The 14,827-nt window shown below is 54.5% G+C and carries 14 protein-coding genes and 1 pseudogene; 12 read left to right on the forward strand and 3 right to left on the reverse strand.

Annotated features, from left to right (window positions below; genetic code table 11):
* Positions 1 to 173: 173 nt before the first annotated feature.
* On the reverse strand, positions 174 to 791 hold the full coding sequence (locus IKE44_RS05970; protein WP_033017292.1) for a trimeric intracellular cation channel family protein: 618 nt from the start codon (positions 789 to 791) through the stop codon (positions 174 to 176).
* A 160-nt stretch (positions 792 to 951) separates the two neighbouring features.
* Here IKE44_RS05970 and hflX point away from each other — a divergent pair, with 160 nt between their 5' ends.
* The 4 genes from hflX to glnA all read left to right on the forward strand — a co-directional run bounded on the left by hflX (position 952) and on the right by glnA (position 5,336).
* The gene (gene hflX / locus IKE44_RS05975) at positions 952 to 2,199 is read left to right on the forward strand and encodes a GTPase HflX (protein WP_287465300.1); all 1,248 of its coding nucleotides are present in this window, start codon (positions 952 to 954) and stop codon (positions 2,197 to 2,199) included.
* 13 nt (positions 2,200 to 2,212) lie between these two features.
* Positions 2,213 to 3,484, forward strand: coding sequence for a methionine gamma-lyase family protein (locus tag IKE44_RS05980; protein WP_287465301.1), 1,272 nt, complete (start codon positions 2,213 to 2,215; stop codon positions 3,482 to 3,484).
* 76 nt (positions 3,485 to 3,560) lie between these two features.
* Positions 3,561 to 3,962 carry a MerR family transcriptional regulator gene (locus IKE44_RS05985; RefSeq protein ID WP_033017296.1) on the forward strand — a complete coding sequence of 134 codons (402 nt, stop codon included), beginning with the start codon at positions 3,561 to 3,563 and terminating at the stop codon, positions 3,960 to 3,962.
* Positions 3,963 to 4,001: 39 nt separating this feature from the next.
* The gene (gene glnA, locus IKE44_RS05990; RefSeq protein ID WP_033017297.1) at positions 4,002 to 5,336 is read left to right on the forward strand and encodes a type I glutamate--ammonia ligase; all 1,335 of its coding nucleotides are present in this window, start codon (positions 4,002 to 4,004) and stop codon (positions 5,334 to 5,336) included.
* A gap of 63 nt (positions 5,337 to 5,399) precedes the next feature.
* On the opposite strand, the pseudogene lexA reads toward glnA, so the two are convergent.
* Positions 5,400 to 6,022, reverse strand: a pseudogene (gene lexA / locus IKE44_RS05995) (transcriptional repressor LexA).
* A 151-nt stretch (positions 6,023 to 6,173) separates the two neighbouring features.
* On the opposite strand from lexA, the gene yneA reads away from it, so the two are divergent.
* The 8 genes from yneA to IKE44_RS06035 all read left to right on the forward strand — a co-directional run bounded on the left by yneA (position 6,174) and on the right by IKE44_RS06035 (position 14,378).
* Positions 6,174 to 6,479 (forward strand): cell division suppressor protein YneA, encoded by a 306-nt coding sequence (gene yneA / locus IKE44_RS06000; protein ID WP_033017298.1) that lies wholly within the window; start codon positions 6,174 to 6,176, stop codon positions 6,477 to 6,479.
* Positions 6,480 to 6,498: 19 nt separating this feature from the next.
* Positions 6,499 to 7,152, forward strand: coding sequence for a YneB family resolvase-like protein (locus IKE44_RS06005; RefSeq protein WP_013145683.1), 654 nt, complete (start codon positions 6,499 to 6,501; stop codon positions 7,150 to 7,152).
* 129 nt (positions 7,153 to 7,281) lie between these two features.
* A complete protein-coding gene (locus IKE44_RS06010; RefSeq protein ID WP_033017300.1) occupies positions 7,282 to 7,512 on the forward strand; it encodes a DUF896 domain-containing protein in 231 nt (76 codons plus the stop codon).
* A 100-nt stretch (positions 7,513 to 7,612) separates the two neighbouring features.
* Positions 7,613 to 9,619, forward strand: coding sequence for a transketolase (gene tkt, locus IKE44_RS06015; RefSeq protein ID WP_287465304.1), 2,007 nt, complete (start codon positions 7,613 to 7,615; stop codon positions 9,617 to 9,619).
* Between the two features lie 245 nt (positions 9,620 to 9,864).
* Positions 9,865 to 10,302, forward strand: coding sequence for a sporulation inhibitor of replication protein SirA (sirA, locus tag IKE44_RS06020; protein WP_033017302.1), 438 nt, complete (start codon positions 9,865 to 9,867; stop codon positions 10,300 to 10,302).
* 89 nt (positions 10,303 to 10,391) lie between these two features.
* Positions 10,392 to 10,604 carry a YneF family protein gene (locus tag IKE44_RS06025; RefSeq protein ID WP_011230833.1) on the forward strand — a complete coding sequence of 71 codons (213 nt, stop codon included), beginning with the start codon at positions 10,392 to 10,394 and terminating at the stop codon, positions 10,602 to 10,604.
* Positions 10,605 to 10,728: 124 nt separating this feature from the next.
* Positions 10,729 to 12,468, forward strand: coding sequence for an ABC transporter transmembrane domain-containing protein (locus IKE44_RS06030; RefSeq protein ID WP_033017303.1), 1,740 nt, complete (start codon positions 10,729 to 10,731; stop codon positions 12,466 to 12,468).
* An 89-nt stretch (positions 12,469 to 12,557) separates the two neighbouring features.
* A complete protein-coding gene (locus tag IKE44_RS06035) occupies positions 12,558 to 14,378 on the forward strand; it encodes an ABC transporter ATP-binding protein (protein WP_287465307.1) in 1,821 nt (606 codons plus the stop codon).
* A gap of 53 nt (positions 14,379 to 14,431) precedes the next feature.
* Here the strand turns inward: IKE44_RS06035 and IKE44_RS06040 are convergent, their stop codons facing one another.
* Complete coding sequence (locus IKE44_RS06040; protein WP_287465308.1) at positions 14,432 to 14,611, reverse strand: aspartyl-phosphate phosphatase Spo0E family protein; 180 nt, start codon at positions 14,609 to 14,611, stop codon at positions 14,432 to 14,434.
* Positions 14,612 to 14,827: the final 216 nt, after the last annotated feature.

The following is a 14,827-nucleotide window of genomic DNA, read 5'->3' on the forward strand; positions in this document are numbered from 1 at the left end:
AACAACGACTTGCTTCACAGACCCATTCATGGGTCTTTAAGCGGCGTTGTTCGGTCACTCGACAGTCGGATGCAATGACCGGCAAAGACGAAAAATGTTAAAGCTTTAAATTGCATCTATTATCAAAGCGAGGAGCCGTCTCTCTTTTCGTACGAATCAATTTTGCCGTTTTATCATGGCTCGCCCGCTGTTTCCCCAACCGCCCGGCGCGGCAGCTTCCAACCGTATGTGTAGGACAAAATGCGCAAAGCGGCGACGGCGATAAACAGCATATACAGCTCTACGGGCGAATCCGTCCATTTCAACCCGACGGCAAGGCCGGCCAAAATCGCCCAGGCGGCGTAAATCTCCGCATGCAGCACGAGCGGCTTCCGTCCGGCGAGCACATCGCGGATGATGCCGCCGCCGCTTCCGGTCAACACCGCGGCGACGATGACCGCGCTTAACGGATGACCCATGTTGACGGCATACAGCGCTCCTTGAATGGCGAACGCGGACAGCCCAAGGGCGTCAAAAAAGTTGCCCCACCGCTTCCACGGCGGCAGCATTTGCTTTGGGAACAAATACACAACTGTCATGGCCGCCAAAGCGACAAGAAAGAGCGGCTCTTGTTCCCATAACGCCGACACGGGAACCCCGATCAGCAAATTGCGCACCGCCCCGCCGCCAAAAGCGGTGACAATCCCTAAAATGTACACCCCAAGCAAATCGTACTCCTCTTCCATCGCGACGATCGCCCCGCTAATGGCAAAGGCGATCGTGCCGATGATGCTCAATACTTCCCACGTCATTCGTGCTGTTCCTTTCCGTGCGGTGTTCTTGTATCATTGTAGGGGCAAAAGCGGCGGAAAATCAATCATTTTTTTGGAACGAACTAGCAGACCGACGGTGGGATTTGGTATCATGAACGTAGAGAACATGTTCGCCGCGAGGGAAAGGAAGGGGGATGCCATGAGCCGTGAACAAGCGATCCTTGTCGGCTGCCAGCTCGCTGGTGTCGATGATGAACGGTTTCGCTATTCGATGGAGGAGCTCGCTTCGCTCGTTGCGACGGCGAACGGCGAGGTTGTGGCAGAGGTGACGCAAAAACGTGAAGCGCCGCACCCGGCGACGTATATCGGCAAAGGGAAAACGGAAGAGCTCGCCGCCCTTGTCAAGGAGCTCGAACCGGATCTTGTTGTTTTCAACAGCGAGCTTTCCCCAAGCCAGGCGCGCAATTTGACAAACCTGCTTGGCGAGGTGAAAGTGATTGACCGGACGCAGCTGATTTTAGACATTTTTGCCCAGCGCGCCCGCTCAAAAGAAGGAAAGCTGCAAGTCGAGCTCGCCCAGCTCGAATATATGCTGCCGCGCCTTAGCGGCCAAGGGGAGATGCTGTCTCGCTTGGGCGGCGGCATTGGCACGCGCGGCCCGGGGGAGACGAAGCTCGAGACCGACCGCCGCCATATTCGCCGCCGCATTGATGACATTAAGGCGGAACTGCGGCGCGTCGCCAAGCACCGTGGGCGCTACCGCGAGCGCCGGCAAAAAAACCAAGCGTTTCAAGTGGCGCTCGTCGGCTATACAAACGCCGGCAAATCAACGATTTTCAATCGGCTGACCGCCGCCGATTCGTTGGAAGAAAACTTGTTGTTTGCCACGCTCGATCCGTTGACGCGCAAATGTGTCTTGCCATGCGGCTACACGGTGCTTGTCACCGATACGGTCGGGTTCATTCAAGACTTGCCGACGACACTTGTCGCCGCGTTCCGCTCGACGCTCGAGGAAGTGACGGAAGCCGATCTATTGCTTCACGTCGTCGATTCGTCTCATCCGGATTACGTTGCGCACGAGCGAACGGTGTCGCGGCTGCTCGCTGAATTAGGGGCTTCTTCCATTCCGATGGTCACGGTGTACAATAAAAGCGATCAAAAAGCGTCGGAATTCATTCCGACAACGACTGCTTCCATCATGATCAGCGCGCTTTCCGCCGCCGACATTGACCGGCTCCACTATTTTCTTGAAGAGGCGGTGAAACAGCAAATGGCCCGTTACGACGTGTCGATCCCAAGCGGTGAAGGAAAATTGCTCGATCGGTTAAAATCGGACACCATTTTGCACGAATGGCATTATAATGAACAGGGAGGCACGTACGACTGCCAAGGGTACGTGCTGCCGACGCACCCCTTGTATGGGGAGCTGCAATCATTCCAACGGTAGAAAGGGTTCATCTATGTTTTGGACACAATGGAGACACGGAGAAACCATCGCTCTTCTCATCGAGGAAATCGAAGCACAAATCGCGCCGATTCACCGCCGCATCGATGAACTGGTCGACGTCAACCAATACCGCGTGCTTGAGAGCTTCCGTCGCCATCAAGTGAGCGACGCCCACTTCATTCCGTCAACCGGTTATGGATATGACGATGCGGGCCGCGATACGCTCGATCGCATTTTCGCTGATGTGTTTGGAGCGGAAGAGGGGCTTGTGCGCCCGCAAATCATTTCCGGCACGCACGCGATTGCGATCGCGCTGTTTGGCGTGTTGCGCCCGGGCGATGAATTGCTTTACATCACGGGCGCTCCGTACGATACGCTTGAGGAAATCGTCGGCGTCCGCGGCCGCGGCGTCGGCTCGCTGAAAGAGTTTGGCATTCGTTATCGCAGTGTGCCGCTCACAGCGGAAGGGATGGTCGATTTTCCGGCCGTTCGCGAAGCGATCCATGAGCGGACGAAAATGATCGGCATTCAACGTTCGCGCGGCTATGCGGACCGGCCGTCGTTTACTGTCGAAGAGATCGGCGACATGATTGCATTTGTCAAGTCGATCAAACCGGATGTCGTCGTGTTTGTCGACAATTGCTACGAAGAATTCGTCGAGGAGAAAGAGCCATGCCATGTCGGCGCCGATTTGATGGCCGGCTCGCTCATTAAAAACCCGGGAGGGGGCTTGGCGAAAACGGGCGGCTACATTGTCGGCAAGCGGGAATATGTGGAGGCGTGCGCCTATCGGATGACCTCGCCGGGCATTGGAGCGGAAGTCGGTCCGTCGCTTTACAGCTTGCCGGATATGTATCAAGGCTTTTTCCTTGCGCCGCACACCGTGGGTCAGGCGCTCAAGGGGGCGGTTTTTACGGCGGCGATGCTCGAGCGGATCGGACTAAAAACCTCGCCATCGTGGAAGGCGAAGCGCACGGATTTGGTTCAGTCCGTCCGTTTTGACGATCCGGAACAAATGGTGGCGTTTTGCCAAGCGATTCAGGCTTCCTCCCCGGTCAACGCTCATTTCACTCCGTATCCGAGCGACATGCCCGGCTATGAAGACAAAGTGATCATGGCCGCCGGCACGTTCGTGCAGGGCGCGAGCATCGAGCTGACGGCAGACGGGCCGCTGCGGCCCCCATATGTCGCCTACGTGCAAGGCGGGCTGACGTATTCACACGTCAAAATCGCCATTTGTTCAGCCGTCCACCGTCTGCTTGAGCAACAGCTCATTTGTTTGTGAGAAAATATGACGCATCATTGACTGTTTTCTTGACATTATGGTAAAATGAAGGTATCAAAAGCGAGGAGGAATTGGCATGAGCAGTCATATTCGTCGTTCCATGCCATTGTTTCCGATTGGGATTGTGATGCAGCTGACCGACTTGTCGGCTCGGCAAATCCGCTATTATGAAGAGCACGGTCTCGTTTCGCCAGCGCGCACTGAAGGCAACCGGAGGCTGTTTTCGCTCAATGACATTGACCGCTTGCTGGAAATTAAAGATTTGATCGACCAAGGCGTCAACTTGGCGGGCATTAAACAAATTTTTGCCGCGCGGGAGGAAGGACGCCACCAGCAGGCGGAGAAAGTCGAAAAAGTAGGAAAACCGAAGCTGTCGGACGAAGAACTGCGCGAAATTTTGCGGAATGAATTGCTGCAGGCCGGGCGGTTCCAGCGCGCGTCGCTTCGCCAAGGAGATCTCGCTCGCTTCTTTCATTAATGACGGAACATGATTTCCGAGCCGGGGAGGAGTTTGGACATGGCAAAATATACGCGTGACGACATTTTACACATCGTCAAAGAGGAAAATGTCAAGTACATCCGCCTGCAATTCACCGATATTTTGGGGACGATCAAAAACGTCGAAATCCCGATCAGCCAACTTGAGAAAGCGCTCAATAATAAAATGATGTTTGACGGGTCTTCGATCGAGGGGTTTGTCCGCATCGAAGAATCGGACATGTATTTGTATCCGGATTTGGACACGTTTGTCATCTTCCCGTGGACATCGGAAAAAGGAAAAGTCGCCCGCTTTATTTGCGACATTTACAATGCGGACGGCACGCCGTTTGAAGGCTGCCCGCGCTACAATTTAAAGCGCGTGTTGAAAGAGATGGAAGCGCTCGGCTTTACGGCGTTCAACTTGGGAGCGGAACCGGAGTTTTTCCTCTTTAAGCTCGATGAAAATGGCCGTCCGACGATGGAACTGAACGACCGCGGCGGCTACTTCGACTTGGCGCCGACCGATCTTGGGGAAAACTGCCGGCGCGATATCGTGCTTGAGCTTGAGGAGATGGGCTTTGAAATTGAAGCGTCGCACCATGAAGTTGCCCCGGGCCAGCATGAGATCGATTTCAAATACGCTGATGCCGTAAAAGCGTGCGACGACATTCAAACGTTTAAACTCGTTGTCAAAACGATCGCCCGCAAACATGGGCTGCATGCGACGTTTATGCCGAAGCCGATTTTTGGGATTAACGGTTCGGGAATGCACTGCAACTTGTCGCTGTTTCGCAACAACGAAAACGCCTTTTTTGATCCGAACGGCGATTTGCAGTTGAGCGATACGGCCCGGCAGTTTATTGCCGGCGTGTTGAAGCATGCGCCGAACTTTACAGCTGTCACCAACCCGACGGTCAACTCGTACAAGCGGCTTGTTCCGGGGTACGAGGCGCCATGTTATGTCGCCTGGTCGGCGCGCAACCGCAGCCCGCTCATCCGCATTCCGGCTTCGCGCGGCATGAGCACGCGCATTGAAGTGCGCAGCGTCGATCCGGCGGCGAACCCGTACTTGGCGATGGCCGTGCTGTTGGCGGCCGGGCTTGACGGCATTCGCAACAAGCTCACTCCTCCGGCGCCGGTTGACCGAAACATTTACGTCATGACGAAAGAAGAGCGGCTTGAAGAAGGCATTGTCGATTTGCCGGCCACGCTGCATGAAGCGTTGGAAAACTTGAAGTCCGATGAAGTGATGATTCACGCGCTCGGCAAACATTTATTCGAGCATTTCGTCGAAGCGAAAGAAATTGAGTGGGATATGTATCGGACAACGGTTCATCAATGGGAATTGGACCAATATATGGAACTCTACTGATTCATAAAAAAGCTGCCCCGTTTTTTTCAGGGCAGCTTTTTTATGGGCGCAGGCCGGCACGAGTCAGTCGAACAGGCGATAGACGCCGATCACTTTGCCGAGAATCGTGCAGTCGCGGACGATGATCGGCTCAAGATGGGCGTTTTCCGGCTGCAGGCGGATGTGGTCTTTTTCCTTGAAAAACCGCTTCACCGTCGCCTCGTTGTCTTCCGTCATGGCGACGACGATGTCGCCGTTGTTGGCCGATGACTGCTGGCGGACGATGACGTAGTCGCCGTCGAGAATGCCGGCTTCGATCATGCTGTCGCCCATCACTTCAAGCATAAACAACTGCTCCTCGCCAGCGGCGAGCCGCTTCGGCAGCGGAAAGTAGCCTTCGATGTTTTCCACCGCTGTAATCGGTTGACCGGCCGTCACCTTGCCGATGATCGGCACCGAGATGACTCCTCTTTTTCTCTCTCCTTGGCCATATCGTTGTCCAAAATTTCAATGGCGCGCGGCTTTGTCGGGTCGCGGCGGATGTACCCTTTGCTTTCTAGGCGCGCGAGATGCCCGTGGACCGTCGAACTTGACGCCAGTCCAACCGCTTCCCCAATTTCCCGCACCGACGGAGGATAGCCTTTTGTTTTTACTTCCTGTTTAATAAACTCTAAAATTTGCTGTTGTCGTTTTGACAGTTTCGTCATTGTTTCACACCTTTCGCCACATCATTTGCCTTCATTATACCATGCGGAAGACGAAAAAACAAACATAGGTTCGAGTTTTTTATTGACACAAACAAATGTTCTTGACTATAATGAAGGAAAGCGAACAAACATTCTAGAAAGGGTGGGGAGAATGGAGAAAACGTTGCTGCACTATGTTTTGTTTTCATTTTTGTTTTCGCTCGTGTTGGCAGGGTTCGTTTACGCCAGCAGCCCGGTCGATAAAAAAGAATACGTGACGATCACGGTCGCTCCCGGCGATACGCTTTGGGGGCTGGCAAAACAGTACGAACAGGAACACCATATGCCGCCTGATGAGTTCATCCGCTGGGTCGTCGATGTCAACCATTTGCCGAGCCCGCGTCTTGCCACCGGTGAACAAATTGTCATTCCTGTGTTAAAATCAAAGCAGGGCGGCTCGGTGGCCGTCAATCAGTGATGGAAAGAAGGGAGTGGCCATGAGGGCGGTCATTTACTGCCGAGTCAGCACGGACAAAGCGGAACAGGAAACGTCACTCGCGAGGCAACGAGATGAGCTCGAGCAGCTGGCGGCCGAGTGTGGATTTGAAGTCGTGAAAGTGATCGCCGAGCAGGCGAGCGGTTATGAAGCCGACCGCGACGGCGTGTTGGAGCTGCTTTCGCTTTGCGAGGAAGGCGAGGTCGATGTGCTGCTCATTCAAGATGAAACGCGGCTTGGGCGCGGCCATGCGCGCATGGCGGTGCTGCATTGCTTGAAAAAGCAAGGGGTGAAAATATACAGCGCCAGCCACCGCGGGGAGATGCCGCTGTCGGAGGCCGATGAGATGGTGTTATCCATCATCGCGATTGTCGAGGAGTACCAAAGAAAAATACATAACGCCAAAATTAAGCGTGGCATGCAGCGAGCCATCGCCAGCGGATACCGACCGGAGCGGAACCTAAGGCGCCGGGGCGAAAACGCCGGGCGCGATCGAATCGATCTGCCGGTTGAGGAGATCGTCCGCTTGCGCGAGCGTGGACTGACGTTTGCCGATATCGCCGCGACGATGCGAAGCTTCGGCTACGAGGCGTCCAAGGCGACCGTCCATCGGCGTTACCAGGAATATATGGACGAGCAACAAAGGCGGCGTTGATCGTGTACTGCGCCTGACCCTAAAGCGGCGAGCGGGCAAAGGAAGCCAAGATGCCATCCTTGCCATCTTCCCGGTTGATCAGATAAGATAAAACAGAGTGAGAATATGGCAGATAGGAGAAGATGATCAATGCTTGCCAAACATAAATTAGCCCGCATCAATGAACTGGCGAAAAAAGCGAAAACGGCCTGCTTGTCGGCCGAAGAGGCCCTCGAGCAAGCGAAGCTGCGCCGTGAGTACATTCAAGCGTTCCGCAAGGCGATGACCGATATGCTCCATACAGTGACCGTCATTGACCCGAACGGCAACGACGTGACGCCGAAAAAATTAAAGGAAAGCCAGCGGCGGCGCTTCCATTAAACGGTCGAAAGAGGGGTGGACCGGAAAATAACGTTGTACAAGCCGATCGATTTTCTATATGATAGTAAATGACACCATGTTAATGAAAGGGAGGAAGACGATGGCGCATTCAATCGAGGAGTTGGCGATTACGACGATTCGAACGCTGTCGATTGACGCGATCGAAAAAGCGAAATCCGGGCACCCGGGCATGCCGATGGGCGCGGCGCCGATGGCGTACACGCTTTGGACAAAATTTATGAATCATAACCCGGCGAATCCAAACTGGTTCAACCGCGACCGGTTTGTCTTGTCAGCCGGGCACGGGTCGATGCTGCTTTACAGCTTATTGCATTTAAGCGGCTACGATGTCACGATGGATGACTTGAAGCAGTTCCGCCAATGGGGAAGCAAAACGCCGGGCCATCCGGAATACGGCCATACGCCGGGCGTGGAAGCGACGACCGGCCCACTCGGCCAAGGGATTGCGATGGCGGTCGGCATGGCCATGGCGGAACGGCATTTGGCTGCTACATACAACCGCGACGGGTTTGAGATTATCAATCATTATACGTACGCCATTTGCGGCGACGGCGATTTGATGGAAGGAGTGGCGAGCGAAGCGGCGTCACTCGCCGGCCACTTGAAGCTCGGCCGTCTGATCGTCCTGTATGACTCGAACGACATTTCGCTGGACGGGGAGCTCAACCTGTCGTTCTCGGAAAACGTCGCCCAACGTTTCCAAGCGTACGGCTGGCAATATTTGCGCGTTGAGGACGGCAACAATATTGAAGAAATCTCCAAAGCGCTCGAGGAGGCGCGGGCGGACCTTGACCGGCCGACGCTCATTGAAGTAAAAACGACGATTGGCTACGGCTCGCCAAATAAAGCGGGCACGTCCGGCGTCCACGGCGCTCCGCTCGGCGCCCAAGAGGCGAAGCTGACGAAGGAAGCGTACCGCTGGACGTTTGCTGAAGATTTTTATGTACCGGAAGAAGTATATGCCCATTTCCGAGAAACGGTGCAAGAGGCCGGTGCGAAAAAAGAAGCGGAATGGAACGAACAGTTCGCCGCGTACGAACGGGCGCATCCGGAGCTGGCCGCCGAGCTGAAGCGGGCGATTGAAGGGAAGCTTCCGGATGGCTGGGAGGCGGCGCTGCCGGTGTATGAAGCGGGCAAAAGCCTGGCGACCCGCTCATCGTCCGGGGAAGTGATCAACGCCATCGCCAAAGCGGTGCCGCAATTGTTTGGCGGTTCGGCGGACTTGGCAAGCTCGAATAAAACGCTCATCAAAGGCGGCGGCAACTTCTTGCCGGACAGCTACGAAGGGCGCAACATTTGGTTTGGCGTGCGCGAGTTTGCCATGGGGGCGGCGCTGAACGGCATGGCGCTTCACGGCGGGTTGAAAGTGTTCGGCGGCACGTTCTTCGTGTTCTCTGACTATTTGCGCCCGGCGATCCGCTTGGCGGCGCTGATGGGCTTGCCGGTCATCTACGTCTTGACGCACGACAGCATCGCCGTCGGCGAAGACGGCCCGACGCACGAGCCGATCGAACATCTCGCTTCGCTTCGGGCGATGCCGAACTTGTCGGTCATCCGTCCGGCTGACGCAAACGAAACGGCGGCAGCATGGCGGCTGGCGCTCGAATCGACGGACAAGCCGACTGCACTCGTCTTGACGCGTCAAGATGTGCCGACGTTGGCGGCACCAGCTGAGTTGGCGTATGAAGGCGTGAAAAAAGGTGCGTACGTCGTTTCACCGGCGAAAAACGGCGCTCCGGAGGCGCTGTTGTTGGCGACTGGCTCGGAAGTCGGTCTGGCCGTCAAAGCGCAAGAAGCGCTTGCCGCTGAGGGCATCCATGTCTCCGTCATCAGCATGCCATCGTGGGACCGCTTCGAAGCTCAGCCAAAATCGTACCGCGATGAAGTGCTTCCGCCGGCCGTGACGAAGCGGCTCGCCATTGAAATGGGCGCGTCGCTCGGTTGGGAGCGCTACGTCGGCGCCGAGGGCGACATTTTGGCCATCGACCGATTCGGTGCTTCCGCTCCAGGAGAGAAAATCATGGCCGAGTATGGCTTTACGGTTGACAACGTCGTCCGCCGCACAAAAGCGCTGCTCGGCAAGTAACCGGAAAAGCTGCCCTTGCGTTGTTGCAGGGGCAGCTTATTTTTGTGAAAGATGGCTGCGCTTTGGTCAAGTATTTTCGGGGTTGAATCGAGGACAAAGGCTTGTTTGTTGGCGTGTTTGCGGCCGCATGGCCATCGCAAACAAAAATCGACAATGTTAGTGAAAAAACTCGCCGTTAATAGACATATTTTTCCTCTCTCATTTTCTATAATAGAAAATAGATGAACAGAAATGGGGGATGGGGCATGGTCCGCTATTGGATTTATTTGTTGAATGACGATGTGGCGTCGCATTACCGCCATCGGGCAGAAAAAATTGTCGAACTGCTTCGTGAGCATCAATACGCGAAAGCGCCGCTGAAGGCGATTTGCCGCAAGCAAGTCGAATTTATCACCGAACGGCTGTCATTTTCGCGCCTGGAACTTGGCTTAAAGCAATATTTTGCCGGCCGCGTCGACAAAAATTTGGAACGTAATATGTTTGTTTTGCAAAACGACGCCGGCAAGGAAGCGTTGCTTGTCGTGCAAAAGCGCCGCTTGCTTCTTGTCGCTGACAGCGCGCCGCTTGCCGCGGACATCGGGCGGGCGCTCGCTCGGCTTTCGCCGACGTTTTTGGCGGTCGACGCCGATTTTGTCGATTACTACTGGCTGTCTGCGCCTCGGCAAGGAAGAAAATTTGCGTAATGAAAAGATTTTTGTCGCGAAATATTGTCTAATGACGCATCGTTTAGTACACTGTTAGGGAGACAACAAGAAGGAGGAAAATCGCTGTTATGTGGGGTACGATTCTCGTTGGCGTGCTGGCGCTCATCGCCGGGGTGGCGATCGGATTTTTCGTCGCCCGCAAAACGATGATCAATTATTTGAAGAAAAACCCGCCGATCAATGAACAAATGATTCGCATGATGATGATGCAAATGGGCATGACTCCGTCGCAGAAGAAAATCAACCAGATGATGAAAATGATGAACAATCAACTGAAATAAGCGAAACGGACACTCGATCGAGAGTGTCTTTTTATTTTGCCAAAATGTTCTTTCAAAATTTTTCTAGTTTTGTTACAATAATATGGCGATTGTTCGTCAGCCAAATGAAAGGAGGGCGGGCCTTATGCGCGTGTTTCGCGATTTGTTTTGGTTTTTCCGCCAAGAAAAGAAGGCGTATATCACCGGTATTTTCGTGCTTGTCATCGTGGCGTTTTTGGAGACAGTCCCGCCGAAAGTGATCGGCTTGTTGGTCGATCATATGAAAAACGGCACGATGACAAAAGAAGTGCTCATCCGCTGGATCGCCGTCCTCGCCGCCGTTGCGGCGGCGCTTTACGGGCTCCGCTACGCTTGGCGCATTTTCATTTTCGGTTCGGCGGTCAAGCTTGCCCGCCAGCTGCGCAACGAGCTGTATCAGCATTTTACGAACATGTCGCCGTCGTTTTACCAGCGGAAGCGGATCGGCGATTTAATGGCTCATGCAACCAACGATTTGCAAGCGATTCAGCAGACGGCCGGAAGCGGCATTTTGACGCTTGTTGACTCGGTGACGCTTGGCGGGGTTGTGTTGGCAACGATGGCGTTTTCGATCAGCTGGAAGCTGACGCTCATCAGCCTATTGCCGATGCCCGTGATGGCGGCGGCGACGAGCCGCTATGGGACGATGCTCCATCGTCGTTTTTTAACGGCGCAAGCGGCGTTTTCGTCGCTGAACGACAAGGTGCAGGAAAGCGTCAACGGCATCCGCGTCATCAAGGCGTTCGGCTATGAGGAACACGATGTCGAGGCGTTTCGCCGTCAATCGGAAGACGTCGTGGCGAAAAACGTTGCCGTCGCCAAAATTGACGCCTTGTTTGATCCGACGATCGGGCTGCTTGTTGGGCTGTCATTTTTTCTCGCTGTGGTGTTTGGCAGCCAAATGGTTTTGGCGGGCGAATTGACGATCGGCGAGCTTGTGTCGTTTACGACCTACCTTGGCCTGCTTATTTGGCCGATGTTGGCGTTCGGCTGGATGTTTAACATTGTTGAGCGAGGGCGTGCTTCGTACGACCGGGTGCGGGCGCTGTTGGCTGAACAAGATGAAATCAACGAACGTCCGGATGCCCTTCACATCTCTCCGCAAGGCGACATTGAGTATGATGTTCGTCAATTTGCCTATCCGGGGGAGGCGAAGCCGGCGCTTCGGGGCATTCGTTTTCAGCTCAAGCGTGGGGCGACGCTTGGCGTCGTCGGCAAAACGGGGGCGGGAAAAACGACGTTGCTTCGCCTGCTGCTGCGCGAGTTTGACGGCTATGACGGCGAGATTCGCTTCGGCGGCCGCGACATCCGCGATTATACGCTTTTCGCGCTCCGTTCGGCGATCGGCTACGTGCCGCAAGACCATTTCTTGTTTTCTGCCTCCATCCGCGACAACATCGCCTTTGCCAAGCCGGAAGCCGGAGAGGACGAGGTCGTACGGGCGGCGCGGCTGGCCGACATTCATGATGACATTTTGCAGTTTCCCGACGGGTATGAGACGGTCATCGGAGAGCGCGGCATTTCCCTATCCGGTGGGCAAAAACAGCGGCTGTCCATCGCCCGGGCGCTTCTCATTGACCCGGAAGTGCTCATTTTTGATGACGCGTTGTCGGCCGTGGATGCGAAGACCGAGGCGCGGATTTTAGCGGCGCTCAAACAGGAGCGGCGCGGAAAAACGACGATCATCGCCGCTCATCGTTTAAGCGCGGTTGAGCATGCCGATTGGATTCTCGTCTTTGACGGGGGGCGAATTGTGCAGGCCGGAACGCACGAGCAGCTGATGGCAGAAGACGGCTGGTATCGTGACATGCATCGACGCCAGCAGCTTGAGGCGCTTGCGGAGTAACAACAGGTCTGAACGTTCGAGCTCTCGCCAAAAACGAGCGGAGCGAAAAGCCTGAAAATACAAGTTGTTTGTAAGATAGGGGGAAGTGGATGAACGACCGATGGTTGACAACAAAAGAGCAGCGGCGCGTCTTATGGCGGCTGCTCGCTTATATGGGAAGATACAAAAAAGAAACGGCGCTTGCGTTTGCGCTTCTTCTGTTGGCAACGGCCGGGGAGCTTTCCGGCCCGTATTTGGTGAAAGTGTTCATTGATGACTATTTGGTGCCGGGCCGCCTCGCTTTTGGACCGGTGGCGGCGCTGGCCGCCGCCTATCTCGGCGTGCTCGTCTTGAAAACGATCATTTCCTACTTCCAGCTTGTCGAGTTTCAGCGGCTCGCTTTGTATGTCATTCAAGCGCTGCGGATGGATGTGTTTGCGAAAGTGCACCGGCTCGGGATGAGCTATTTTGACCGGACGCCGGGCGGAAGCATCGTTTCGCGGGTGACGAACGATACAGAAGCGATCAAGGACATGTTCATCAGCGTCCTAGCGGCCTTTGTGCAAAACGGCTTGTTTGTCATCGGCGTGTTTGTCGCTATGTTTTCGCTTGATGCTAAGCTTGCGTTGTTTTGCCTGTTCATCCTCCCGGCGATCGCGTTCATCATGCACACATACCGCCGCTACAGCTCAGTGTTTTATCAAGAGATGCGCGAACGGCTGAGCGAACTGAACGCCAAATTGAACGAATCGCTGCAAGGAATGGCCGTCATTCAAGCGTTCCGCCAGCAGCGCCGTTTATATCAAGAATTTGCCGCCGTCAATGAAGCGCATTATAAGACGGGGATGAAAAACATCCACCTTGATGGACTGCTGCTTCGACCGGCGATCGATGTGGTGTATATGTTGTCGATCATGGTCGTGCTCAGCTTTTTTGGCATCACGGCGCTTGATGGCCCAGTTGAGATCGGCGTGCTGTATGCGTTTGTCAACTATTTGGAGCGCTTTTTCGAACCGGTGACGCAAATGATGGCGCGCCTGTCTCTTTACCAGCAGGCGATCGTTTCCGCCTCTCGCGTGTTTGCCCTTCTTGATCATCAAGAAGAGGCGCCGGCCAATCCAAATCGGTCGCAGCATGTGATCGAGCGCGGGGAAATCGAATTTCGGGATGTCAGCTTTTCCTACGACGGCAAACGAGATGTGCTGAAACGGCTGTCGTTTGTCATCCGTCCAGGTCAGACGGTCGCGTTTGTCGGCCATACCGGCAGCGGCAAAAGTTCGATCATCAACTTGCTCATGCGCTTTTATGAGTTTGACCGCGGCGATATTTTGCTTGACGGCCGGTCGATCCGCGATTACTCGCGCGCCGAGCTGCGCCGCCGCCTCGGCCTTGTCTTGCAAGATCCGTTTTTGTTTTACGGGACGGTCAAAGAGAACATTCGCATGTATAATCAGGAACTGGACGACGAAGCCATTCAGGAGGCCGCTCGGCTCGTGCAGGCCGATGCGTTTATTGAGCAATTGCCCGATCGTTACGACCATGTGCTCGCCGAGCGCGGGGCGACGTTATCAAGCGGTCAGCGCCAGCTTCTTTCCTTTGCTCGCACGATCGCTGCTGATCCGAAAATTTTGGTGCTCGATGAGGCGACCGCCCATATTGACACCGAAACAGAGGAAGCGATTCAAGATGCGCTCATGCGCATGCGGAAAGGGCGGACGACGATCGCCATCGCCCACCGTCTATCAACGATTCAAGACGCTGATCAAATTTTCGCCCTCCACTGCGGCGAAATCATCGAGCGCGGTACGCATCAGCAACTGCTGGCGCAAAAAGGGCTTTACTACCAAATGTACTTGCTGCAAAACGGCCTCGTCGATGTCCAAGCGCAACATCCAAAGAACGGACTGTTCGCCCGCCATGAGATGAGATGACCGCTTGCGCAGGCGGCGGGGGCGTGCCGGAAAGAAAAAGCGCCGTTTCCCGTTTAGCGGGAGGCGCTTTGTTTTCGTTGTCGTACTTGTTCGCGCTGATAGGCGTTGAGCAGCGTGTCGAGTTCTTTGCTTACTTTCATTGCGGCTTCAGAGTTTAAACTCGTTTTGGCTACAGTGTCGACAAGTTCCATCCGCTTTTGTTCGATTAAGGTCAACAGATTGCATTTTGGCACGAATAAACCGTCCTTTTCATGAAGTATCGTGTACTGTATTTTATATTATTTTACCAATGAATGCAAAAATGGAAAATACCTGAATCCGTGACAGAAGTGTATCAAAAATGCTGGGAAACCCAATCGTGTCGAGACTTCGACTCCATTTCGAATGTTCACCTATTAGGTGAAGAACCCCGAGTGCAATATTTTGTTGATTGATCCAGTTTTCTTGGC

Origin of the sequence: Geobacillus sp. (genome assembly GCF_017515625.1) — a bacterium.
GTDB classification, from domain to species: Bacteria; Bacillota; Bacilli; order Bacillales; family Anoxybacillaceae; genus Geobacillus; species Geobacillus stearothermophilus.